This window comes from Candidatus Saccharibacteria bacterium (assembly GCA_034521515.1).
Classification (GTDB): Bacteria; Patescibacteriota; Saccharimonadia; order Saccharimonadales; family JAXHMH01; genus JAXHMH01.
This window is the reverse complement of sequence record JAXHMH010000002.1, coordinates 274696-297662: the sequence shown is the minus strand read 5'-3', so window position 1 is coordinate 297662 and position 22967 is coordinate 274696. Positions and strand designations below refer to the sequence as shown.

At 44.7% G+C, this 22967-nt stretch carries 22 protein-coding genes and 1 riboswitch; of the genes, 19 read left to right on the top strand and 3 right to left on the bottom strand.

Annotation, left to right across the window (positions count from 1 at the left end; translation table 11 throughout):
• Nucleotides 1-13 precede the first annotated feature (13 nt).
• Both dnaG and rpoD read left to right on the top strand, forming a co-directional pair.
• Nucleotides 14-1948: a DNA primase gene (dnaG, locus tag U5K77_01465; GenBank protein MDZ7744409.1), complete on the top strand. Its 1935-nt coding sequence runs from the start codon at nucleotides 14-16 to the stop codon at nucleotides 1946-1948.
• Nucleotides 1941-3032 carry an RNA polymerase sigma factor RpoD gene (rpoD, locus tag U5K77_01460; GenBank protein MDZ7744408.1) on the top strand — a complete coding sequence of 364 codons (1092 nt, stop codon included), beginning with the start codon at nucleotides 1941-1943 and terminating at the stop codon, nucleotides 3030-3032. The genes dnaG and rpoD overlap by 8 nt, the downstream gene beginning before the upstream one ends.
• Nucleotides 3033-3213: 181 nt before the next feature.
• Here rpoD and U5K77_01455 read toward each other — a convergent pair whose 3' ends face one another.
• Nucleotides 3214-3777, bottom strand: a complete 564-nt coding sequence (locus U5K77_01455; GenBank protein MDZ7744407.1) for an AAA family ATPase — start codon at nucleotides 3775-3777, stop codon at nucleotides 3214-3216.
• A 58-nt stretch (nucleotides 3778-3835) separates the two neighbouring features.
• Between U5K77_01455 and U5K77_01450 the strand changes: the two genes are divergently transcribed.
• From U5K77_01450 to U5K77_01425, 6 genes are all read left to right on the top strand, one after another.
• The gene (locus U5K77_01450) at nucleotides 3836-4354 is read left to right on the top strand and encodes a 5-formyltetrahydrofolate cyclo-ligase (GenBank protein MDZ7744406.1); all 519 of its coding nucleotides are present in this window, start codon (nucleotides 3836-3838) and stop codon (nucleotides 4352-4354) included.
• Between the two features lie 218 nt (nucleotides 4355-4572).
• Nucleotides 4573-4998 (top strand): hypothetical protein, encoded by a 426-nt coding sequence (locus U5K77_01445; protein ID MDZ7744405.1) that lies wholly within the window; start codon nucleotides 4573-4575, stop codon nucleotides 4996-4998.
• 14 nt (nucleotides 4999-5012) lie between these two features.
• Nucleotides 5013-7235: a DNA polymerase I gene (gene polA / locus U5K77_01440; GenBank protein ID MDZ7744404.1), complete on the top strand. Its 2223-nt coding sequence runs from the start codon at nucleotides 5013-5015 to the stop codon at nucleotides 7233-7235.
• Between the two features lie 164 nt (nucleotides 7236-7399).
• Nucleotides 7400-7485: riboswitch (cyclic di-GMP riboswitch) on the top strand.
• Between the two features lie 253 nt (nucleotides 7486-7738).
• The gene (locus tag U5K77_01435; GenBank protein MDZ7744403.1) at nucleotides 7739-8305 is read left to right on the top strand and encodes a hypothetical protein; all 567 of its coding nucleotides are present in this window, start codon (nucleotides 7739-7741) and stop codon (nucleotides 8303-8305) included.
• 17 nt (nucleotides 8306-8322) lie between these two features.
• Nucleotides 8323-8904, top strand: a complete 582-nt coding sequence (locus U5K77_01430) for an HAD family phosphatase (GenBank protein MDZ7744402.1) — start codon at nucleotides 8323-8325, stop codon at nucleotides 8902-8904.
• A 108-nt stretch (nucleotides 8905-9012) separates the two neighbouring features.
• Nucleotides 9013-9234: a hypothetical protein gene (locus tag U5K77_01425; protein ID MDZ7744401.1), complete on the top strand. Its 222-nt coding sequence runs from the start codon at nucleotides 9013-9015 to the stop codon at nucleotides 9232-9234.
• On the opposite strand, the gene U5K77_01420 is transcribed toward U5K77_01425, so the two are convergent.
• Nucleotides 9215-9451: a hypothetical protein gene (locus U5K77_01420; protein ID MDZ7744400.1), complete on the bottom strand. Its 237-nt coding sequence runs from the start codon at nucleotides 9449-9451 to the stop codon at nucleotides 9215-9217. The two genes, U5K77_01425 and U5K77_01420, sit on opposite strands and share 20 nt — an antisense overlap.
• A 193-nt stretch (nucleotides 9452-9644) precedes the next feature.
• On the opposite strand from U5K77_01420, the gene U5K77_01415 reads away from it, so the two are divergent.
• Both U5K77_01415 and holA read left to right on the top strand, forming a co-directional pair.
• Nucleotides 9645-10694: a DNA-formamidopyrimidine glycosylase family protein gene (locus tag U5K77_01415; GenBank protein MDZ7744399.1), complete on the top strand. Its 1050-nt coding sequence runs from the start codon at nucleotides 9645-9647 to the stop codon at nucleotides 10692-10694.
• 91 nt (nucleotides 10695-10785) lie between these two features.
• On the top strand, nucleotides 10786-11706 hold the full coding sequence (gene holA, locus U5K77_01410; GenBank protein ID MDZ7744398.1) for a DNA polymerase III subunit delta: 921 nt from the start codon (nucleotides 10786-10788) through the stop codon (nucleotides 11704-11706).
• Between the two features lie 50 nt (nucleotides 11707-11756).
• On the opposite strand, the gene rpsT is transcribed toward holA, so the two are convergent.
• Nucleotides 11757-12119 carry a 30S ribosomal protein S20 gene (gene rpsT / locus U5K77_01405; protein MDZ7744397.1) on the bottom strand — a complete coding sequence of 121 codons (363 nt, stop codon included), beginning with the start codon at nucleotides 12117-12119 and terminating at the stop codon, nucleotides 11757-11759.
• 179 nt (nucleotides 12120-12298) lie between these two features.
• Here rpsT and U5K77_01400 point away from each other — a divergent pair, with 179 nt between their 5' ends.
• The 9 genes from U5K77_01400 (at nucleotide 12299) to U5K77_01360 (ending at nucleotide 22955) form a co-directional block, all read left to right on the top strand.
• Nucleotides 12299-14101, top strand: a complete 1803-nt coding sequence (locus tag U5K77_01400) for a hypothetical protein (protein ID MDZ7744396.1) — start codon at nucleotides 12299-12301, stop codon at nucleotides 14099-14101.
• Between the two features lie 15 nt (nucleotides 14102-14116).
• On the top strand, nucleotides 14117-14902 hold the full coding sequence (gene truB / locus U5K77_01395; GenBank protein MDZ7744395.1) for a tRNA pseudouridine(55) synthase TruB: 786 nt from the start codon (nucleotides 14117-14119) through the stop codon (nucleotides 14900-14902).
• Nucleotides 14899-16557, top strand: coding sequence for an ATP-binding cassette domain-containing protein (locus U5K77_01390; GenBank protein ID MDZ7744394.1), 1659 nt, complete (start codon nucleotides 14899-14901; stop codon nucleotides 16555-16557). The genes truB and U5K77_01390 overlap by 4 nt, the downstream gene beginning before the upstream one ends.
• Before the next feature lie 107 nt (nucleotides 16558-16664).
• Nucleotides 16665-16931: a 30S ribosomal protein S15 gene (gene rpsO, locus U5K77_01385; protein MDZ7744393.1), complete on the top strand. Its 267-nt coding sequence runs from the start codon at nucleotides 16665-16667 to the stop codon at nucleotides 16929-16931.
• A gap of 170 nt (nucleotides 16932-17101) precedes the next feature.
• Entirely contained in the window at nucleotides 17102-19270 is a 2169-nt protein-coding gene (gene pnp / locus U5K77_01380; protein ID MDZ7744392.1) for a polyribonucleotide nucleotidyltransferase, read from the top strand.
• A gap of 115 nt (nucleotides 19271-19385) precedes the next feature.
• Entirely contained in the window at nucleotides 19386-19613 is a 228-nt protein-coding gene (locus U5K77_01375; GenBank protein MDZ7744391.1) for a hypothetical protein, read from the top strand.
• Complete coding sequence (locus tag U5K77_01370) at nucleotides 19610-20353, top strand: uracil-DNA glycosylase (protein ID MDZ7744390.1); 744 nt, start codon at nucleotides 19610-19612, stop codon at nucleotides 20351-20353. Before U5K77_01375 ends, U5K77_01370 begins: the two co-directional genes overlap by 4 nt.
• Nucleotides 20354-20388: 35 nt before the next feature.
• Nucleotides 20389-22437: a ribonuclease J gene (locus U5K77_01365; protein MDZ7744389.1), complete on the top strand. Its 2049-nt coding sequence runs from the start codon at nucleotides 20389-20391 to the stop codon at nucleotides 22435-22437.
• A gap of 236 nt (nucleotides 22438-22673) precedes the next feature.
• Nucleotides 22674-22955, top strand: a complete 282-nt coding sequence (locus tag U5K77_01360; protein ID MDZ7744388.1) for a hypothetical protein — start codon at nucleotides 22674-22676, stop codon at nucleotides 22953-22955.
• Nucleotides 22956-22967: the final 12 nt, after the last annotated feature.

Below are 22967 nucleotides of genomic sequence, written 5' to 3'. Positions count from 1 at the left end.
GGGGGAGCGACTGATGGATGCTGTAGAAGACATAAAGACTCGTTTGAGTATTGAGGACGTAGTAAGCGAATACGTGCAATTAAAACGTTCTGGGCGTAACTATAAAGGGCTCAGCCCGTTTAGTAACGAGAAGACGCCGAGTTTTATGGTTAGCCCAGAAAAACAGATATGGCACGATTTTAGCAGCGGTAAAGGCGGTGATGCGTTTAGCTTTGTCATGGAGATGGAGGGGCTTGATTTTAAGGGTGCACTGGAACTGCTTGCCCGTAAAGCCGGACTTGACTTGAGCCAATATCGTAGCGGTCACTCGGCCGACAGAAGTAAGCTAAAAGAACGATTATATTCAGCTCTTGATCAGGCGGCTAAGTTTTATCAGGTACAGTTTTCTAAGAACAGCAACGCACTTGATTATGTTTTTAAAAAGCGGAAATTTACTAAGGAAGTGGCGCTGGCATTTAGGCTTGGCTATGCACCAAATACTGGCGATGCGCTTATGAAATTTCTAAAAAAACAAGGCTTTTCTGAAGAAGAAATGAAAAAAGCCGGTCTAATCACGCATCGATATCGTGGGGCAGGAGATATGTTTAGAGGCCGGATTATGGTACCGCTAATGGATGCGCAGGGTAGAGTGATTGGGTTTACGGCAAGATTATTGGTCGATGACCCCGATGCACCAAAGTACATCAATACACCGCAGACACTACTGTATGACAAAGGTCGACATGTGTTTGGTTTGCATCTGGCTAAAGAGGCTATTAGGCTAAGTAAGTTTGCAGTTGTGGTTGAAGGGAACTTGGATGTTATTGCCAGCCACCAAGCCGGCATTAAACAGGTTGTAGCTACTGCAGGAACCGCAATGACAGAATCGCATCTTAAGACACTAGGACGCTTAACTACGGACATACGTATTGCATTTGATCAAGATAAAGCGGGTCAGGCTGCTGCAGAACGTACAATTCCGCTGGCTAGCAAAACGGACGTTTCACTAAGTATCATTACAATACCAGACGGCAAAGACCCAGATGATTTAATTAAGAAAGATCCTAAGCTTTGGGAAAAGATACTCGGACAAAATCAGTATGCGCTTGACTGGTTGATTGAGCGGCACGCAGTCAACGAAAACTTAAGTACCGCTGAAGGGAAACGTCGTTTTAGCGATACATTGCTAGCTGTAGTACGCCAGCTCAAAGATAGTGTAGAACAAGATCATTACCTACAAAAATTGGCTGAACGTGTAGGTGTTAGTGAGGAGGCTATGCGTACAAAATTGCGTGAGTCATCAACTAATAATCAATCGCGTCTAAAGCAGAAAAAGACCGCTTCGCCGCAGCAGGCGGAAAAAGCACTGGTAGAACTGAATAAATTACAGGATCACTTACTTGCGATTATGTTTTATAAGCCGTCTTTGCGCACATTTATTCAGGGCATAGATAAGCAAATGCTTCCAGTTGAACAAGCTCGAACTTTGCTTGAGTTTTTGCGCAACAATCCAGACTTTAACGGCAAAAATTTATCCAAACTCAAAACTGCAGCCCAAAACACGCAGCCGAGTGCTACGCACGGCGAAACCGAGCAACGGATCGAGCCGCATATAGAATACGGCGAGGGAGTAGCGGAGGATACAACACAGCGGAGTGCCGACAGTGACGCCAGAGTGTCGAGCTCTGCTCGTCAGCAGGGCGACACGCTGCGTGGTTTGGAGGAGTATGTTAAAATATTGGGGTTACAATACGAGACACTCTATCAAGATATCGACGAGCTGGAGCTCGAGTATGAAGCTCGGCGGCTTAGAACTCGACTGATAGAACAATATGTCAGAACGAAAAAACTTTCGCTAACCAAAGAGTTAGAAAACGCAAATGAAACACGAACAAAACAATTACTCGAAGAAGTTCGAGAACTTGATGCATTATTAATGGATAAACAGAAGGAGGCCATGAATGGCTGAAGATGGCGCTTTAGAAAACGCAAAGAATGAATTGCTTGAGAAGGCCAAAAAAGCAAACAAATTAGATCAAAAGGAAATTTTTGCCGCCATACCCGATACACCAGATAACGCCGACGTGCTGGATAGCTTGTATACAGAGTTGGCTGATTCTGGAATTGCTATCACGGGTGTCGCTGGCGGCGCATTTACAGATGAATGGGTAGAAGACGATGAAGATGAGGTGAACGCTCAAGCGCAAGCTTATATTGATGACGTGGCCGATGATTCTGTACGGTTGTATTTACGCGAAATTGGGAAGATACCTCTTCTGACAGCCGAAGAAGAACTGGAGTTGGCGCAAAAAGTCGTTTCAGGCGATAAACGCGCCAAAGACAAAATGGCAGAAGCCAATATGCGGCTTGTAGTATCTATTGCCAAACGTTATGTCGGCCGTGGTCTTGACTTGCTCGACCTTATACAAGAAGGGAACACCGGGCTGTTGCGAGCAGTTGAAAAGTTTGATCCTGATAAAGGCTTTAAGTTTAGCACCTACGCTACGTGGTGGATACGCCAGGCGATTACTCGAGCAATTGCGGATCAAGCACGAACAATTCGCATTCCGGTGCATATGGTAGAGACGATTAATAAGCTCTTACGCACTCAACGTCGGTTAACCCAGGAGTTAAACCGTGAGCCAACCAACAAAGAGATTGCCGATGCGATGGAGATTGAGGTCGAAAAAGTGGTACACATTATGAAAATTAAGCAAGACATATCAAGTCTTGATGCAAGTGTACGTGACGATGAGGAAGATTCAGTTCTTGGGGATTTCATTGAAGATGAAGACACGGCTAGCCCGGAAGAATCGGCTACCGGACAGTTACTTAAAGAGCACGTTAAAGATATGTTAGGTAGTCTGACCGAGCGCGAACAAAAGATCCTAAAATTGCGATTCGGCCTAGAGGATGGCAAAAACCACACTTTAGAAGAGGTAGGCCAGGAATTTTCAGTTACCCGCGAACGTATTCGCCAGATCGAGGCCAAAGCTCTTGCCAAGCTGCGGAAACACCGTGACAGTAAACGACTGCACGATTACATAAAATAGCGAGACGCTGCGCCCCAGCCAGCCTGCTTTCTGGCAGAGCCAGAAACACTACTGGCTTCTTGGCGCATTGCTGTGTCAGCCGTTCCAGTACTCCCTCGCCGTATTTCAATACGTCTTGATCCGTGCTTCGCGCCTTTTCGTGCACTGCATCCAAGCGCAACGTCTCGCATCCTTGGGATAGTCATTGGTTTTCTATGATTGATTTGAGTTTGATAAGCATATCATCAAGCGTTTTGTCGTTTACTATTGTGTAGTCTGCAAAAGCAATCGGGCCACCTTTTTCTAAATTTTCTATTTCTGCAATGTCGCGCTCTTCGATTTGGTCTGGGGATTTGTACTTGCGATGTGAATCATGTCGGTCGAGTATTCGTCTGTAGCGTTCTTGGCGCGGGGCAGCAACGGCGATAACCAGCAGGCTAGATCCGTATTTTTTTGACAAGTACTTAAATTCGCTCCAACTGTAAAGTCCGTCAAATACCACCGTTTCCAAATTATTAGCTAGGTAGTCATCAGCTTTTTTAGACGCATGCTTGGCTAGTACAGCTGACCCCTCTTGTTTGCGCATGTCTTCCCGGACAAACTTTTCATCTTTTACGTTATCTAGTCCGCGTCGCTGAACCTCTTCATATACCATATTGCCAAAATGTACGACGGGATAACCGTACTTTTCATGCAAATAATCCGTACAGGTTCCTTTACCAGAACCCGGCATGCCCACTAAAGCGATAATTTTTACATCTTTCACAGACATAGAGTAGCAAATATGCATGGTTTCAAGAACCATTTAAATTACACTAGTCTGTATGACTAAAAAATCACTACGTCAAAAACTACTGAACAAGCGTCGATCTCTTATGCCTAATGATGTGAGAAATAAAAGTGGGGTGATTGTTGAGCGGGTAAAGCAGATTATTGATTGGGGCAGTGTTTCGGCTCTGCACTGTTTTACATCTATCGCTGAAATGAATGAACCGGATACTATCGCTATATTTGCTTACCTTGAGGATAATTATCCGCAGATTAAAGTTTTTACGTCAAGAAAAGTTGAAAGTAGCTGGCAGCACGGGTTGTTGGAAGCAGGCGAGTTTAAAATAATATCTGAACTGCCCAAGCTGGATGTTGTTTTAGTGCCTTGCTTGGGATTTGATACAAATAATAATAGGCTTGGGTACGGTGGCGGTTACTACGACAAGTTTTTGGCATCGCATCTAAGTGCACAAAAAATTGGGCTGGCGTTTGAGCTTAGCAAAGTAGATAAAATACCAGTTGAAGCTCATGATGTGCGCCTAGATAGGATAGTTACTGAAAAGACTAACCAGTAGTAATATTCAACTCTAAGGCGGTAGCGTATACTTGAAGGCATGATATACGCTAGGTGTCGTACTAAATGTGTGCAATATATTCAGGATGTCTGTTTCTTAGTAGCGGCGAACACCTTTGTGGTTAGAACGTACAAGAGCCGGGCGAGTAGACTGGAAATTGTTAAATCATTGAACATTGTTAATTGTAAATTGAAAATTACCTCCACAGGAGGTGCAGTATGAGTGAGTCGGCGGTGAATACTAGGAAGAAAAAACTCGCCATTATAGATGGCAAGAGTGTTTTTTATCGTGGTTATTATGCGATGCCGTATTTGAGCACAAAAGATGGTACGCCAACTGGCGGGGTTTTTGGTTTTGCGGTTATGGCACTAGAAGTAATCAAGCGGCTTAAGCCAGACTATGTTTGTGTGGCGTGGGATAAGCCCAAAACTAATATACGTAAACGTGTCGAGATATACCCCGAATATAAAGCTGGCCGCAAACCACCACCACCAGATTTTTATGAACAAATCCCATTATTACAGGAGTTATTGCAGGCCTTTGGCTGGCCGCTATATGAGCTAGATGATTATGAGGCGGACGATATTATGGGCAGCTTCAGCGGTTCAAGCTACAACAAAAGGACATCGAAACAATGTTGGTAACGTCTGATCTGGATATGCTTCAAATAATCGATCCGCACGTGCACGTGTTTGCGCTTAAAAAAGGCTTAAGTAACATTGAGCTATACAGTCCAAAAAGCTTCACGGCGAAATATGGGTTAGAGCCGGAACAATTTTTGGATCTAAAAGCACTCAAAGGCGATAGTTCGGATAATATTCCAGGTGTTCCGGGAATTGGTGAAAAAACAGCCGTTGCTTTGCTCCAGGATCATAAAACTCTAGACGGAGTTTATGAAAACATCGACCTGATTAAAGAAAGTGTGCGCAAAAAATTAGTAGCTGGTAAAGATCTTGCATATTTGAGCAAAAAAATCGGAGCGCTCTGGACGGATGCGCCTATCAAGCTTGATTTAAAGAACTTAGACGTAAAAAACTGCGATCCGCACAAGATACGTGAATCACTCCAAAAATTTGAGTTTCGCACTTTGGTAAGGCAATTACCTGAAGCTATGCAGGTGTTAGAACACCATGAAGTTGATTTGTCTGATGCGAATAACAAGCCCTTGAAACATATTGTGATTCAGTCAGACAAGGCTCTAGATAAAATAGCTGGGATTGAGTCAGAAAGTGTTCTGGTGCACGCTCGATGCGCTGGTAAGCACGGCCGTGACCCAAAATTCTTGCTACTTAGTTTTGATGGAAAGACAGTGTACGTTATTGACGTAGATAAGGTGTCGGCAGATAAGCTCAAGACTGTTTTGGCAGCTTTATTACCGGCAATGAAGCTGGTTGGCTATGATGTTAAGTCATTTATCAAGGCTTGTTATTCGATTGGAGTACAACTGCATAATGTTGGCCATGATGTACTGGTCGGTGCCTTTTTGATTAATAGCTTAAGAAGAGAACAAACACTTACCGAACTGGCCAGTGCTGACCTGGGCTACGAAGGCTCATCACTAGAAGAGATGCCTAACGAAGATTTGGTGACTCGTAGCGGTGAAGTGCTGTCGATTATAAATGAGTTATATAAACAGCAAGCCAAAGATCTTGAAAGTCTGCCAAAAGTTAAAAAACTTGCGCACGATATAGAATGGCCAGTAATTCCGGTGCTTGCAGCCATGGAATACGAGGGTATTGAGCTAGATACAAAATACCTAAAAGAGATGAATGACGAGCTGGATGACATGATAAGCGATTTGCAGCAGCAGATTTATGGATATGCTGACGAAGAGTTTAACATCGGTAGCCCGGCACAATTGAGTGAAATTTTGTTCAATAAACTGAAGTTGCCAACTCAAGGTATTAAAAAAGGAAAAACCAGTTACTCAACTGCTGCCAGTGAGTTAGATAAACTACGTGGACAGCATGAAATAATTGATTTAATTACTCACTATCGTGAGGTCACCAAGCTTAAAAATACATATGTTGATACCTTGCCAGAAATGGTTGACGAGAACTCGCGTTTGCATACCACGTTTAACCTGACAATTGCTCAGACTGGCCGATTATCCAGCACCGACCCTAATTTACAAAATATACCAACTCGCACAGATCTCGGCCGTAGAATTCGCACTGCTTTTGTGGCCGGCAAAGGCAAGGTACTTATCAGTGCTGACTACTCGCAGTTTGAACTCCGCTTGGCAGCATATCTGGCAAACGACACCGAGCTAATCGAGATGTTTAATGGTGGTGCCGATATTCATACCGCTACCGCCGCCCAAGTGTACAATCGTCAACCGGATGAAGTGACCAAGAGCATGCGCCGTGACGCTAAAGTGATTAATTTTGGTGTACTTTATGGCATGAGCCCACATGGGTTAAGTATTGCTACGGGTATGACGCGCGATGCCGCCCAGCACTTTATCGAAAAATATTTCGAGCTACGCAAACCACTTTTGGAGTACATGAATCATCTTAAAGAAAAGGCTCGTGAAGACGGCTATGTGGAGACACTGTTTGGTCGCCGTCGCCCAATGCCGGATATTCACTCTAGTAATTTTGCGGTGCGCCAAGCAGCTGAACGCGCTGCCATTAATATGCCGATACAAGGTACCGAGGCAGATTTGATGAAAATGGCCATGATAGAAGTGCAGAAAAAGCTGGAAGGGACGCCATGCAAGCAGCTGCTGCAAATCCACGACAGTATCCTGATTGAATGTCCGGAATCAGAGGCGGAAGGCATGGCCGACATGCTAAAAACCACTATGGAAAGCATTCACACCTTACCTGTAAAACTAGATGTAGACGTAGTAACCGGCAAAAACTGGGGCGAACTATAATATGCAGGTACTAGAAAAAGAGATTATTGATTTTGGTGTCCGGTTTGCGAAGGCGGCAGTCACACGCCTAAGTCATAAGTATCCCGCAGAGTTTACGGAACTGCTTAAGTAAACGCTGCTCAAGCATTGACATAAATTACAAAAAGTACTATAATGTGGGCACAATTGAGTTAGGGTGCGTTGACGTTATCACTATTAGATGGACGCCTATGTGATAACCGAGCAAGTGGCGTAACCGATCTAACTCCCTTCTTACTCAATTGCAGCAGGGTGATGTGTGCTAGGGAACGACAGGCCAAAACTCAACTATAAATCGCTGTTTTACGTAATCTTGTCCCCGCGAGAGTAAAACACGTTTTATAGGATTCTTACACCGTCACACCCGCTTACAATCGGCGTTTACCACTAAGGTAGGCGTCGATTGTTAATTTATAACGAATGTTTGTGACATTTAAGGGTAGAAACTATTGAAAAATAGCTATAAGCGTGTTATAATAATGCTTATGAACAGGTATGGATTGGCGCTATTGGGAGCAATAATTGCTGTAATCGTAATCGTTGTATTGATTGCGGTTAGGTTAATGACTCCCAGTGCCGATATACCAGTCGAGCAAGTTGACGTGACTGATTATGTTGATACCTCAGCAACTGTGCGCTATACGGTGCAAGGTAATATTGTTGGTCAAGATGAGTTTAACGCGGTGCGTATTAGTGTTACTAAGGGTCGACGAACTGTCGAACAGCTTAGTGGTTACACAGGGTCGGTTGTTAACAGACAAACTTATCCAAATAACCAGGCGGCGTTCGAGGCGTTCTTATACGCTCTAGACAAAGCCGGTTATACGGAGGAGCAGGTAGCTCGTAGCGATGACGAACGTGGGATGTGTCCTTTTGGACGCCGGTTTATTATGGAAATTGAAGAAGAAGGCGATGAGGTATCTAGATTGTGGGCGACATCTTGTTCCCGTAGAGACGGAAGCTTCGGTGGCGACATGAGTACTGTACGGAAACTCTTTGAGGCACAGATTACGGATTACCGAGATCTTACCAGCGGTCTTGGCATCAGATAGTTTGCTAGACTAGAGGTATGATTAAAGCGATAATCTTTGATTGCTTCGGTGTTTTGACTACTGATACGTGGCGGGCTTTTATTGATAGCTTGCCAGAGAGCGCCGATACTAATGCGGCACGTGAAACACACAGGGCGTACGATGCTGGGTTACTAGACAAAGAAACGGCAGCAGAACAGATTAAACAAGCAACAGGAAGTACTTTCACTGAGCTGGAAGACATAAGGGTAGAAAACACCATAAAAAATGAACAACTGCTTATTTATATTAAGCAGTTAAAGCCGCGCTATAAAATCGGTTTGCTTAGCAACGTGGCAACCCCGTGGATTACCGATTCATTCTTAACCCCAGACGAGCAAGAGTTATTTGATGCCATGGTGTTTTCTTATGAGACGGGAATGACAAAGCCGGATCCACAGATTTTTGAATTGGTTTGCAAAAAGCTTAATGTCGAGCCACAAGAAGCAGTCATGATTGACGACATTGAGCGCTATTGTGAGGCGGCTCGAGATATTGGTATGCAGGCAGTTGTTTACCGTGATTTAAAACAGCTTAAGCAAGAGCTTAAGCGAATATTGGCCGATTTAGACCATAAGTGATATAAAAAACGATGGTTGTTTGATAACTTTATGGGACGCTATTGACAGTGGATGTAGCGAGGTTTTTACTGTTATATAGTTCCTATAAATTAAAAAAGGAAAACAAATATGTCACTGTTAGAAAAAGCTGGTTCAGGAGCCGATAGCTTTAGCTATGAGCAGGAAGAAGACGTTCCAGCAGAGTTCTCTGGTTTGCCTTGGGATAGTGCTGCCCTCATCGCTCTTCGTCGAGGGCAAGAAGTTACAAGAGTTCCAGAGGGTGAGTGGTGTGCAGGCGCACTAGTAATTCATGCGTCAACAGAAGTTCGTTCTATCCAATCCGCAGAATAACCTTTTTGTCACCGGCTAATTTTTGCAGCTCTGGCTGATGCATACGGAGTGTACCAGCGAGTGCTGCAGACTGGACTGCGATAATAATTTGGGAGTCGCGTACAGAAACTGTGCCAGCGGCATTAAACTTTTCGTGCATGAACTTTTTGATTGCCGTAACTTCTGGCGGCTCGTCGTAATTACGTTGCTTTAGTAAATCGCCAATATTATCGGACATGTTGACCATTATATATTGTCTTTCGCATTTCACACTTGTGTACAGTTTGGATTTTATTCTTGAAGCACCGCAATTAGCGGTACAATAGGTACCGTGACTGAGTACTGGAGAGAAAAGATGCAAAATGTGTCAAGAACACCAACAGGACAGGCTACTGGTTCGGTTGTATGCTGGTGTGGTGTGAGGGGCGAGTATGCCAGAGTTGCCTGAAGTTGAGACCGTCAGGCGTGGGTTATCAGAGCTAATTGTTGGAAAACGAGTGGCTGCGGTTTGGCATGATTGGGCTAAGTCGTTTCCGAACGCCGAGTCAGATGTTGAGCAGTTTTTAATTGGCGCTTGCGTGACGGCTGTGAAGCGTCGGGCTAAGGTCTTATTGATTGAGCTGGATAGCCAGTATTCACTAGTATGTCACTTGAAAATGACCGGCCAGATGGTGTACGTCAAGCGTCAAGCGTCAAGCGTCAAGCGTCAAGAGGAACGGTTTGGTGCCGGACACCCTAACAGTAGCTTAGTTGATAGACTGCCGGATAAATCAACAAGGGTAATACTCTGTCTGCAAGGAAGAGATGATGCACTTGAGTCTAATGTAAGGAAACTGCGAAGCACGGAAGAAGTCGTACATGACGTACGGCGCCTGAGTACTGGAGCAGTTGACACCGCAGTAGGTCAAGAACACTGGCAAGATTTTTGGCTTGGCCAAAAAGCACAGCAGTGTGGTGCGCATCTTTTCTTTAATGACCAACGCAAGTTTGGGTGGGTCAAACTTATCCCAACAATTGAAGTTCCTAACATTGATTTTATGAAAAAAGTTGGGCCAGAACCGCTAGAAACTAGTTTTACTGCCGATCAATTTATAGAACGTTTGCAGCGGCGTAAGAACACCAACATAAAAGCAGCAATATTAGACCAGACGGTTCTTGCCGGAGTAGGCAATATTTACGCCGACGAGTCGCTTTGGGGGGCAAAAATTAATCCAAAAACGCTGGTCAAGAATGTGCCTGCAGCCAAGCTGAACACATTATTTCAAGAACTGCGCTATGTGCTGGAGCTGGCTATAGAAAAAGGCGGCAGCACTGATAAAGATTATGTCAGCGCCGAGGGAAAGCGCGGTAGTTATCTCAGTTTTGCGCGAGTATTTAGGCGCGAAGGGCAACAATGCCCACGTCATCCGGGTATATTCATTCAGAAAATAAGAGTTGCTGGAAGAGGAACGCACATATGTACAAAATGCCAAAAAGAGTAGTTGCTGGGCGCTTGCCTCGTAGTAACTCAGGAGGAGTTTACTACTGGGGTGGAACCCACGTATGCCTAAAATGCCAACAGGAGCTAGCTGCATGATTACTACGTTAACTGGGTCGAATACTTTTTTGCTACAGCAAGAGCTTAGCCGGCAAACCGACGCCTTTTTGGCTAAGTATGGCGACATTGCTTTGGAGCGAGTTGACGGAGAAGAGGCTAGTTATCAGCGCATTGTGGAAGCGGTTCAAGCGCTGCCTTTTTTGGCCGACAAGAGACTGATTGTGCTACATAAGCCCAGTGCTCAGAAAGAGTTTACCGAAAAACTTGAGCAGTTGCTAGATATTATTCCAGACAGCAACGACGTACTTATTATTGAGCCTAAACTTGATAAGCGATCGAGCTACTTTAAAAACTTAAAGAAATTGACGAGCTATCAGGAGTATAACGAACTAGACACTTACCAACTTGCAGACTGGTTGGTTAAAACAGCTAAAGAACGTAAAGCTACGCTTAAGTCTTCAGACGCTAGATACTTAATTGACCGCGTTGGTGCAAATCAGCAGCTTCTTGATGCTGAGCTACGCAAGCTTATTACTTATGATACTAATGTAACTCGCCAGTCAATTGAGCTTTTATGTGAGAGGATGCCACAAAGCACTATTTTCCAATTACTTGACGCCGCATTCTCGGGCGATAAAAAGCGTGTGCAGCAACTGTATGAAGACCAACGATCACAAGGCGTTGATCCGATGGCAATTGTGCCGATGATTGCCTGGCAATTACATGTCTTGTCGGTTATTAAGGCTGCTGGTCAGAAGTCTCAATCAGAAATTGTTAAAGAGGCGAAAATCAGCCCTTTTGTTCTACAAAAAACCACTACAATTGCAAAAAAAATACCGTTTTCTCGGATAAAACAACTCGTTCACGAATTGCACATACTCGATATTCGGCTTAAGTCAACATCGATTGATGCTGATGAAGCGATTCAATACTACTTACTACAGGTTAGTACATAAAAACCCGCTCCGGTGAGCGGGTAAGCTGTTAATTGTAGACTATAAATTATCTACTTTTTTGTGGTTTTCTTGGTTGTAGTCTTTTTTGAGGCTGGTTTTTTAGCAGTAGATGTTTTCTTCGTAGATGATTTTGCTGCGCTGGCTGTTTTCTTGGCGCCTTTAGCATTTTTCGCTTGAGCTGCGAGCTGGCGTTGTTTACGAGCAGCTTTGTTCTTGTGCATAATGCCTTTTTTGGCAGCAGTATCGATAGTGCTTTGGGCAGTTTTTCGTGCCTCCTCAACTTTCTTACCGCTGGATAGGGCACCTTGAAAGTCTTTTATTGCGCTACGCATTGTTCGTTTAGTTTTGAAGTTCCGCACGGTTGCTTTGCGGGCGACTCGCACGCGCTTCTTGGCTGACTGAATAATCGGCATCTGGTTCCTCAGTTACGTATTTTATAATTAAATGTCGGAATTGAATGTACCACTTTTACCTCTGATTGTAAAGAGAGGATTCAAGAGATTGATAGGAGTTTTACGATATATGGCTAAATGATATGGACAACCATAAGCAATTGTGGTAGGATAATAACAGAGGTCAAATAAAATAAAAAATGGAAAATACAAAAACCTCAATTATTGAACGTGTCAAGGAATCGAACAATGTCCTCGTGACCGTGAGTTCCGACCCGTCGGTTGATCAGCTAGCGAGTGCTATCGGTATAACTTTGGCGTTAAATAAGCTTGGCAAGCACGCGACGGCTGTTTTTAGTGGTTCAATACCTTCTACTATCGAGTTTTTGAAGCCAGAAGACACCATTGAGAAAAACACCGACAGTTTACGTGATTTTATTATTGCGCTCGATAAGTCCAAAGCCGACAAGCTACGCTATAAAGTTCAAGACACTCAGGTCAAAATTTTTATTACTCCATATCACACATCTATAAGCGAGAAAGACCTTGTGTTTAGTCAAGGCGACTTTAACGTTGATGCAGTTTTGGCGCTCGGGGTACATGAACAAAAAGATTTAGATCAGGCAATTGTTTCCCATGGGCGCATATTGCATGATGCGACGGTTATCACAATTAATACAAAAGATGCCGGCCAGTTAGGTTCGGTTGATTGGGTGGATCAAAATGCGAGTAGTTTAAGTGAAATGCTCACCGACATTATAATGAATCTGAAAAAAGATGTTATTGATGCACAGATGGCAACGGCACTACTTACTGGTATTGTTGCTGAGACCGATCGGTTTAGTAATGATAAAACTTCCTCGGCAACTATGAACATTAGTGCTCAACTTATGAATGCTGGTGCCAACCAACAACTGGTTGCTAGTAAGTTGCAAAAATCAGAACCAAAACCAGAGTCGACTGATACAAAAACAAATACTGACACTTATGATAAATCAGAGCAGACCAAGCCGGCTACTGATGGCTCGCTGAGTATTGCTCATGATAAAGAGCCTAAAGAACAACCAGTGCAAAATATCCATATTGACGAAGAAGGTACATTAAAACACCACGACGAGCCTGCTGGTACGACTGAGCAAACCGCTCAGGAAACTCAACAATCGGAATCAAAGCCAACAAAACCAACAGAACAATCAAACCGGTTTGCAAATGAGCCTCCGTCGAGAGGCGGCACATTGACGGGCAGTACACAGCATGAGGATAAAGAACAAACAGTCGATCCTCTTAGCTTGCCACCAGTCGATGCGCCAATTTTAAGTCACGATAATAATAAACCACAATCAAGTGGTGATAAGGCTGAATCACCGGCACCCGAGACCGACAAACAGTCAATTCATAAAAATGGGGTAAATCCTGCAAGTAGCACGGATACTCCAGCTAAAAAAGCTACAGATCAAAAGTCTGATAATACTCCAAAGTTAAATTCGCCACAGGAGCCAAAACAAACGCTCGAGGAAATTGAGCAGTCTGTACATAGTCCACATGTAAAAAATAATGCACCACACGATAGTCCCAGCACACAGGATGCTTCTTCGTCAGAAGCGCCGCCAGCGACACCGGATCTTGATTCAGCACGCCAGGCGGTTGAAGCAGCAACGTCGGCTGCACCAGAGGGACCGGTTGCAACACCAAAAGAGGATATTGGAGCAACTGGCGAGCTTAATCTATCTCACGAAAAACAGAGCCCCGACAATAAACCACAAAAACAAGAGTATTTTGACGTTTCTAGCATTGATGAGAGCACGGGTTTACCAAATTCTAGCCAGCAACCAAACGCTAACTCGCAAGGTTCCACACCTTCGCCGCAAAAGCCACAGGTAAATGATCCAACAGCTCCACCAGCCGTGCCGCCGCCTATGATGCCACCATCTTTTGGCCAGTCTAAAAACCAGCCTAACCATAATCAGGATAAGCCGAACACACAGTTTGATGCGCCGTTATAGGTTATACTGCGCCTGATGAATGGAATTCTATTGGTTGATAAGCCCAAAGGTTGGACTAGTTTTGATGTGGTCGCCAAAGTACGTGGCATGCTGAGACAGCATGCGCTCGTAGAAAGGTATAAAGTAGAAAGTGAAAAGAGCTCAGAGCCCTTAGACTTTCAAACTTTTAAACCCTCAACTCGTTTACCGAAGACAAAAGTTGGTCATACTGGGACACTTGACCCTTTGGCAACAGGATTGTTGGTTTTGACAATCGGCACCTATTGCAAACGAGCCAGCGAGTTTTCTAAGCTTGATAAAACCTATCAGGTCACTGTAGAGCTAGGCAAAACTAGTACAACTGGCGACAAAGAGGGTCAACTCACCACAATATCCTCTACGCAACCAACAGAACTCACAATAAAAAATGCCATCGCACAGTTTATTGAGAGGCAGGGTTATGAGTATTGGCAGGTGCCACCGGCGTACTCGGCAATTAAGGTGGATGGTCAGCGAGCGTATAAATTGGCTCGAGCTGGTAAAAAGGTAGAGCTAGAGCCAAGGCGAGCAAAAGTCTATAGCGCACAAGTTACGGGCTACGATTACCCAGAGCTTACGTTTACGGCTGACGTTTCCTCTGGTACATACATTAGAAGTTTGGTAGATGACATAGGCAAAGAGCTTGGCACGGGGGCGTACATGGCAGATTTACGCCGCACCGCAGTGGGCGACTTTAACATTGATGACGCCGTTTCCTTGGACAACATAAACGCTGATGTTATCGAGGAACATCTAAAAGGATTACCAGAGGCCAGCGTATGATTGCCAACATTAATATAGCTGAAAAATCCTTTGGAGGTAATGTCCTGTACCAAGGGCTTTCATTGCAGCTACAATCTAAGGAAAAGGTTGGGCTGATTGGTCGTAATGGTACGGGAAAAACCACGTTGTTTAACATGATGACTGGACTAGATAAAGACTTTGACGGCACGATTGAATATAGAAAAAACCTTATCACGATTTCTTCCCGGCAAGAGCATCAGGGTCTTGAAGACACCCCTGTATTGGGATACATATTAGATGACCTACCTAAGTACGCTGAACTGAAGCATATAATTGACACATTTCCCGATGCGATGAGTCCAAACAATAAAAAAATCAGTCAATATAGCGATGCATTAGAGCAGTTCTCTACACTTGGTTATTTTATGGTTGAGGAGGAGATTATTCAGAGCCTAGAAGCGTATGGTTTGGATGAATTACAAATTCGCGGTCAGATTGGTCAGCTTTCTGGAGGGCAAAAGCGGTTCGTGGAGCTCGTTAAAGTGCAGCACGCTAAGGCCGACTTGGCGTTAATTGATGAGCCAACCAACCACATGGATTTTATAGCAAAAGAACGTTTCTTGAGCTGGTTTGGCAAGACTCCAGAGGCAGTGGTAGTGATTACGCATGATCGCGATGTATTGAGCAAGGTTGATAGGATTGTAGAAGTCCGAGACGGCCGAGCCATTAGCTCGCCGGGCAATTACGACGCGTATCTAAAAATAAATACATCTAAAATTACTTCCGAAGTTAACGAATACGAAGTTACTCAGCGACGCATTGCCAACCTGCAAGACGATGTCCTGCGATTTAAAAGGCTTAAAGAGCGAGCTCGCGACCCAGGTACAATTGCTCGTTTTAAATCACTAGAAGCTCGAGCTAAAAAAGAACTTGCTCAGCTGCAACAGATTGATAAGCCGTCGTTTTGGATAGATAAAGAATCAGCGCAGGGGCTTAATACTAAAATGAGCGCCTCCTACGAGGAGCACAAAACTCGAAACATTAGAATCAGGGCTCGTACTGCTGAAACAAAATCCAACCGTTTGCTCGTTGAGGCTAGTAAATTATCACTAGGCTATAATAAGATACCGTTATTTAATGATATGAACTTCCAGCTACGGGAAGGTGATAGGCTACGTTTGCATGGTCGTAATGGCGCAGGCAAAACCACGCTAGTAAAGTCAATTTTGGCTCATGCAGGTGACGAAAAGACAGAGAGCCAGATGCTGGCGGGCGATATACTAACCGAGAAAGAGCTGACCTTAGGTAATTACGAGCAAGAAATTGCTCCAAAGTTACTTGAAAAAACGCTGGAACAGGCTATTGAACAAGTATATCTTCAAAAAGATGTGAAAATTGGTGGTCAAAAAATCAAACAGCTTTTAAGCGACTATTTATTTAACCCACAAACCGACGGCGCAATGCCTCTCAAACTGCTTAGCGGAGGTCAAAAAGCTCGGTTTCAACTGATCAGCATGCTTGCGAATGACCCCCAGGTACTCATTTTAGATGAACCGACTAACCACCTTGATTTACCCAGTATTGAAGAATTGGAGAGTGCCTTAAACCAGTATCATGGCGCCATTTTATATATCAGCCATGACACCTATTTTGTGAACAATATTGGTGGCGAAACAGTTTACGTGGGCAGTTGAACACATAATTCAGGTTACTAGGCTTGCGTAACAGGGACAGGTATGGTAGAATCCTGAGTAACGCCATCAGTTCTCTTTATTATTAGTCTAAGAGTTTAAGGAAGTGAATGATCTCAACCGAGAAGAAAAGCAAAGTAGTTGCTAGTCTGCAAAAAGACAAGAAAGACACTGGTTCTGCTGCAGTTCAGGCCGGTATTTTAACCGAAAGAGTCAAGGAGCTCACTGAGCACCTAAAGACACATAAACATGATTTTATGGCTCGTCGCGGTTTGCTACAGGCTGTCGGGAAGCGCAAACGATTGCTAAAATACATCGCTAAACATGATAGTCAAGAGTATCTAGATCTAATCAAGAAACTCGGTATTAGAAGGTAATTTGCATAGATTAGTCCCTCACCACTTAAGGTGAGGGATGAACTTGTGCACATTAAATACTAAACAGTAGACGTCAACAGATACCAGATATACAGCACCCAGTTACGCACAAGGGGTAGTCAGTGTATATTTGCACCTTGTTGATGGCTACTTCGAAGAAAGAGAGACAAATGGGACGAACTATAAACCCTTTTGGTAAAGACATTATTAAAGTAGAAACGGAATTCTGCGGCCGCCAGCTATCGCTCGAAGTTGGGCGTGTTGGTTTTCGCTCATCTGCGTCAGTTATTGTGCGCTATGGTGATACAGTTGTTCTTGGTACAGCTATGGTCGGGGAAAAGCCGGTTTCTATGGACTACTTTCCGTTAAGCATTGATTACGAAGAAAAGATGTACGCTGCAGGAAAGATTAGCGGTAGCCGCTTTATTAAACGGGAAGGGCGACCAAGTGATGATGCAGTTTTGATTAGCCGCATTATTGATCGTCCGATTCGACCGCTGTGGCCAAAAGGCTACAGAAATGAAGTTCAGGGCATTGCCACGGTTTTGAGTATGGATCCGGATTTCCGCCCTGATATGGTTGCTATGATAGCCGTTAGCGCAGCCCTTTCGTTGACAGGTGCGCCATTTGAAGGACCAATTGCCGGAGTACGAGTTGGTATGCCTGCCCGTTCTGGCGATCAGACAGGCGGGGTTGACGGTAAATACCAGGCGTTTGCGACATCTCAGCAACTTGATGAGGGTAAGCTAGATTTGGTAGTTGCCGGCAACAAAGACGGCGTCATGATGGTTGAAGCAGGAGCTAACGAAGCGACCGAAGACGAAGTGGCAGAAGGTTTAGAGTTTGGCTACCAGGCAATCCAACCTGCCATTAAACTGCAACAGGAACTTATAAAAAAACTCAAGGTTGAGAAACAGGAATATGACCTTGTTAAGCCTAACGATGATGTACAAAAAGCAGTTGATAAATGGCTTGATGGGAAGCTAACCGAAGACCTGCGCGTGCCATATCCAGAGCGAAACGTAATGTTACAGAATTTGCGCGACGAAATGCATGCTGATTTTGTAAAACAAATCGGTGAAGAAGAATACGACTCACTCCACCCAGAGTACGATGAAGCATTTTCGATGGCGCTCCATAAAGATGTTCGCAAAGGAATCGTAGAGGATAAAATTCGTCCTGATGGACGTAAACTCGACGAAGTGCGTCCGTTATCTAGCGAGGTAGGATTCTTGCCACGAGCCCACGGATCAAGTCTCTTTACTAGAGGCGTCACTCAAGCTTTAAACATAGTTACGCTAGCGCCGCTTTCTTTTGCACAATTAGTAGATACTATGGAGCGCGAAGGCGAGCGACGTTACTTGCATCACTATAATGCCCCCGGTTGGACAGTTGGAGAAGTTAAGCGGCTCATGGGTCCTGGGCGACGCGAAATCGGTCACGGATATCTTGCCGAACGCGCACTTTTGCCGGTTATCCCAAGTGAAGCAGAGTTTCCGTATACCATCCGTTCAGTAACCGAAATTATGAGTCAAAACGGCTCAACCTCAATGGCTGCAACGTGCTCTAGTTGTCTTGCGCTTATGGATGCCGGTGTACCGCTCAAACGTCCAGTTAGCGGGATTGCCATGGGGCTTATGATGGATGGCGGTAAACCGTATGTTTTAAGTGATATTGCCGATGCCGAAGATTTTGGTGGAGATATGGATTTCAAAGTAACTGGTACCACTGAAGGTATCACCGCTCTGCAGATGGACATGAAAGTCCATGGATTGCCGGTCGAGGTTTTGAAACAAGCATTGAAACAAGCTAAGCAAGGTCGAGCCTTCATCTTGGAGCATATGTTGAGTGTGTTAGCTGAACCTCGAAATGAGCTGAGCCAATACGCTCCACAAGTTGAATCGATGCAGATAAATCCTGATAAGATTCGTGACGTTATTGGCAAGGGCGGCGAGACTATAAATAAAATTATTGCCGAAACCGGTGCAGAAATTGACATCAAGGAAGATGGCGCAGTGTTTATAGCCAGCCCAAATAAAAAGTCTATCGAGGCTGCCAAGCAATTCGTAGAACACCTGACGGCCGAACCGGAAGTTGGCAAAATTTACAAGAATTGTAAGGTTGTCTCAGTATTAGATTTTGGAGCCTTCGTAGAAATTATGCCCGGTAAAGACGGGCTGGTGCACGTGTCTGAAATGAAAGAAGAACGGGTCGAAAAACCAAGTGATGTTGTGAGCGAAGGCGATACGGTGTCAGTTAAACTAGTCGCAATTGACGAAAAAGGCCGACTGAACTTAAGCATGCGAGCAGCTGAACGTGAAAGGAACGGGGAAAAATAGTATGCGAAGCTCCGCGTCTTTTCAGTATGGAGTGGTCTGCAATAAGATTATGGAATACATCGAAAAGCCGCGGGGGGAAGCCGCTTCCCGTGAACTGGATAAATAAGAGGTTACAATGAGCAGCCATAGATCAATCGTCGCGCGTCTACACAAATGGCACAAAACACCGCAAGGACTTACTATATTTGCGGTCATGGAGTTTGCGCTGGCTTATGTGTTTAGCAGTTGGGCGATTGATTCTGGCTCTTATTGGCACTATATTCCGGCGGTGATATTGTTGCTGGGAGGTATCCAAAACACAGCTCGTCTTATAGGTGTATACATAAAATACGGAAGTAAATGAGCAAAGATACTACAACCCAGCTTGATCGGATTGAGGCAGATATTCTCAAACAGAATGTTTGCCCGGAACTGGCCAAGCAAGCAACACAACTGGTTTTTGGCGATGGGAGTCCGGACGCTGACGTCGTTTTTATCGGTGAAGCGCCTGGCAAAAAAGAGGATGAACAAGGTAAACCATTTGTCGGTGCTGCCGGTAAATTTCTTGATGAAATGCTAGCGATGATACAGCTTGATCGCAGTGAAGTGTACATTACCAATATTGTGAAATACCGTCCGCCGAACAACCGGGACCCATTACCGGGAGAGAAGCAGGCATTCTTGCCGTATTTACAGGCTCAGCTGGAAGCAATTGCGCCTAAAGTTGTGGTGACACTAGGTCGCCACAGCATGAACTGCTTCTTGCCGGACCTGCAAATAAGCAAGGTTCACGGACAACCTAAGCGCATTAAGCTTGCCTTCACCGACCTGGTAGGGGATCAGCGCGCGGATGGAGTGCAAGGCGATGATGAGAAACGGACCGAGCCGTATAGCAATACGGCGAAGGGAGTATCGCAGTCATCCACACAGCAATCCGCCGCGAAGCGCAGCAGTGTTTCCGGCTTTGCCGGAAAGCAGGATGCGCTGACGTTGGTCATCCTACCGCTGTATCACCCGGCGGCGGCGTTATATAACGGAGGAATGCGTCAAACACTTATAGATGACTTTCAGACAATACCAGCAATTTTAAAGAAAATTACATAATTTATCACATTTATAAAATTTAGAAAGGAAAAATTATGAAACAATCAAATCAACAAAATAAGAATCAGAAACCAGCCGCCAAGAGTAGTAAAAAGTCGCAACGAAGCAGTTCGGCTAGCCGAGGTGCGGCAATTCGTGCGCAACGCCGAAACCATGACGATGCTAATCGTGTCATCAACCAGTATGCGAGTGTTTCCCCGGAAGCAAGTACCAAGTCGAAAGGACGAGCTAACAAGCTTGATGACTCGCCAAAATTAAAAATTATTGGCCTTGGTGGTATGGATAGCGGTGGATCTAAAAACATGATCGTCATTGAGTATATGAATGATGCGATAGTCATTGACTGTGGTAATGACTTAGGCGTCGACTTGCCAGGTATTAACTATGGGATTGCCGATACAACCTATCTTGAAACAATCAAACACAAGCTAAGAGCTTACGTCGTGACTCACGGACACCTTGATCACATAGGTGCTTTGCCACACATCGTGCCACGATTTCCAGCACCAATTTATGGTTCCAAATTCAGCATTGGTCGCGTAGAAGAAATTTTCGAAAACTTCGGGTTGCCAATGCCGGAAGGGTTCGAACTAAAAACCGTCATGATGAACGAGAGCACGCATGAACGGCTCAAAATTGGTAATTTCTTTGTGGAGCTGGTTGGGGTAACGCACTCTATACCGGGTAGCACTATGGTGGTACTCGACACGCCAGTCGGTCGGATTGTTAATACTGGGGATTTTCGACTTGATCCCAACCCACTTGATCATGAGCGAACCGATACACAGCGGCTTGAGGAGCTAGGCAAAGAGGGTATTCTGGCGCTTTTATCTGAAAGTACCACGACAGAACGCCCGGGACGTACTCCGTCCGAAAGCACAATTGAGCCAAGCTTTATTGAGATTATGGAGCAAGCCCCAGGACGGTGCTTTATGGCTATGTTCTCTACCAACATTAACCGTATTCAGATGATTATTAACGCTGCAGTCCACCACAATAAAAAGATTGCGCTTGATGGCCGCAGCATGATGAGTACGCTAGAAATGGCTGTGCGTCACGGTTTTGTTCGGGTGCCCAAAGGTACATTTGTGCCGATTGCCAGCGTACCACAACTGAAAGACACTGACGTTGTGGTGGTTTGTACCGGTAGTCAAGGTGAACCAAGTTCGGCCTTGCAGCGTATGGCCAGTGGCGAACACCGTCACGTCAAACTCAAAGAACAAGATACGGTGGTGTTAAGTTCTACCCCAATTCCAGAAAGCGGCAATGATGCCAAGATCGGTGTCATGGTTGATGATTTAATGCGTCGTGGTGTGCATGTGTTTCGGCACGAAACGCACGAGATTGACGGTTGTGGACCATTGCATGTAAGTGGGCATGCCAGTATAGATGAATATAAAGATATGATTCGGATGACACAACCAAAATTCTTCATTCCAATCTATGGATCTTATAGGTCAAAACGCCGTCATATAGAAATAGCAGTCGAAGAAGGCATACAACGTAAAAACACCGTTAATGCTGAAAACGGAGAAGTCATTGATCTAGGTAAGGACACCATGGAGCTACACGGTAGAGTTCCTTACGGAACAGTGTTAGTAGATCAAACCGGTGCCATTGTTAATAACGTGGTAATTAAAGATCGACTGCTACTTTCTGAAGAAGGTCTTGTAGCCGTAGTGCTAACTATAGATAAAAAGAACGGCAACTTGCTTACCAGCCCAGACATCATTAGCCGTGGATTTATATACATGCGCGACAGTGAAGAATTAATGAACACGTTTAGAACTGAACTGAAACGTGCGGTAGCACAACGATACAAGCGAGTTGATCTGGATCGGTTTAAGCAAGAAATCAAAGAACACGTTACGCACTTTTTGTATGAACACACCCAAAGAAGCCCGATTGTAATACCGGTGGTTAATGTGATTGGTGGCAGGCCAGGTAATGTCGATAAACCAAAGCAACAGAATGGGCAGCAAGCGCAATCGGCTCCAACTCCGGAAGAGATTGCTGCCGAGCAACAGAAACGATTTGAGGAGATGCGGGCAAAACTGCTCGGCCAAGACGCCCGCACCGACTGAGAACGTTGTGCCAGGCTGGCCTGCTTCTGGCAAAGCCAGAACCGCGCCAGCCTTCTTGGCATATCGCGTTGTCAGAAGTTCCAGTACTCGTTAGACGTACCATATGTACGGCGAACTGCGTGCTTCACTTCTTCCGTGCGCTATGCTCAAGCACAACGCTCTCAGCTCAGTACAGAGGAGTTTTTGGTAAGCGCGAGCTTATTGACAAAAAGCGAACAAGTTGCTATAATCTGCCCATGAGTGAACAAGTACCTTATAACCCCGAAGAATCTGAAACAAACTGGCTGCTCGACAGAGAAGCGGGTAGCTGGCGTTTTGAGGGGATAAACCAAGAACTACGCGAGAAAATTGCACGTCGCGAGGAGCTAGTTGATAGGATGCTTCATGATAAATATTTATACGGTGTTCCATCAGATGAATTACTTAGCGATTACCAAGCTGCCGTAACAGATGTTTTGGATCTAAAAAAAGAACTTGGTATTGATGATCCGCCGCCCCTTTCAACTAAGGACGACTAGATATATAATGGA

Bases quoted from the DNA above. Each gene is read 5' to 3' on its own strand.
- dnaG (MDZ7744409.1), top strand. From the start codon at position 14: ATGGATGCTGTAGAAGACATAAAGACTCGTTTGAGTATTGAGGACGTA.
- rpoD (MDZ7744408.1), top strand. From the start codon at position 1,941: ATGGCTGAAGATGGCGCTTTAGAAAACGCAAAGAATGAATTGCTTGAG.
- U5K77_01450 (MDZ7744406.1), top strand. From the start codon at position 3,836: ATGACTAAAAAATCACTACGTCAAAAACTACTGAACAAGCGTCGATCT.
- U5K77_01445 (MDZ7744405.1), top strand. From the start codon at position 4,573: ATGAGTGAGTCGGCGGTGAATACTAGGAAGAAAAAACTCGCCATTATA.
- polA (MDZ7744404.1), top strand. From the start codon at position 5,013: ATGCTTCAAATAATCGATCCGCACGTGCACGTGTTTGCGCTTAAAAAA.
- U5K77_01435 (MDZ7744403.1), top strand. From the start codon at position 7,739: ATGAACAGGTATGGATTGGCGCTATTGGGAGCAATAATTGCTGTAATC.
- U5K77_01430 (MDZ7744402.1), top strand. From the start codon at position 8,323: ATGATTAAAGCGATAATCTTTGATTGCTTCGGTGTTTTGACTACTGAT.
- U5K77_01425 (MDZ7744401.1), top strand. From the start codon at position 9,013: ATGTCACTGTTAGAAAAAGCTGGTTCAGGAGCCGATAGCTTTAGCTAT.
- U5K77_01420 (MDZ7744400.1), bottom strand. From the start codon at position 9,451: ATGTCCGATAATATTGGCGATTTACTAAAGCAACGTAATTACGACGAG.
- U5K77_01415 (MDZ7744399.1), top strand. From the start codon at position 9,645: ATGCCAGAGTTGCCTGAAGTTGAGACCGTCAGGCGTGGGTTATCAGAG.
- holA (MDZ7744398.1), top strand. From the start codon at position 10,786: ATGATTACTACGTTAACTGGGTCGAATACTTTTTTGCTACAGCAAGAG.
- rpsT (MDZ7744397.1), bottom strand. From the start codon at position 12,119: ATGCCGATTATTCAGTCAGCCAAGAAGCGCGTGCGAGTCGCCCGCAAA.
- U5K77_01400 (MDZ7744396.1), top strand. From the start codon at position 12,299: ATGGAAAATACAAAAACCTCAATTATTGAACGTGTCAAGGAATCGAAC.
- truB (MDZ7744395.1), top strand. From the start codon at position 14,117: ATGAATGGAATTCTATTGGTTGATAAGCCCAAAGGTTGGACTAGTTTT.
- U5K77_01390 (MDZ7744394.1), top strand. From the start codon at position 14,899: ATGATTGCCAACATTAATATAGCTGAAAAATCCTTTGGAGGTAATGTC.
- rpsO (MDZ7744393.1), top strand. From the start codon at position 16,665: ATGATCTCAACCGAGAAGAAAAGCAAAGTAGTTGCTAGTCTGCAAAAA.
- pnp (MDZ7744392.1), top strand. From the start codon at position 17,102: ATGGGACGAACTATAAACCCTTTTGGTAAAGACATTATTAAAGTAGAA.
- U5K77_01375 (MDZ7744391.1), top strand. From the start codon at position 19,386: ATGAGCAGCCATAGATCAATCGTCGCGCGTCTACACAAATGGCACAAA.
- U5K77_01370 (MDZ7744390.1), top strand. From the start codon at position 19,610: ATGAGCAAAGATACTACAACCCAGCTTGATCGGATTGAGGCAGATATT.
- U5K77_01365 (MDZ7744389.1), top strand. From the start codon at position 20,389: ATGAAACAATCAAATCAACAAAATAAGAATCAGAAACCAGCCGCCAAG.
- U5K77_01360 (MDZ7744388.1), top strand. From the start codon at position 22,674: ATGAGTGAACAAGTACCTTATAACCCCGAAGAATCTGAAACAAACTGG.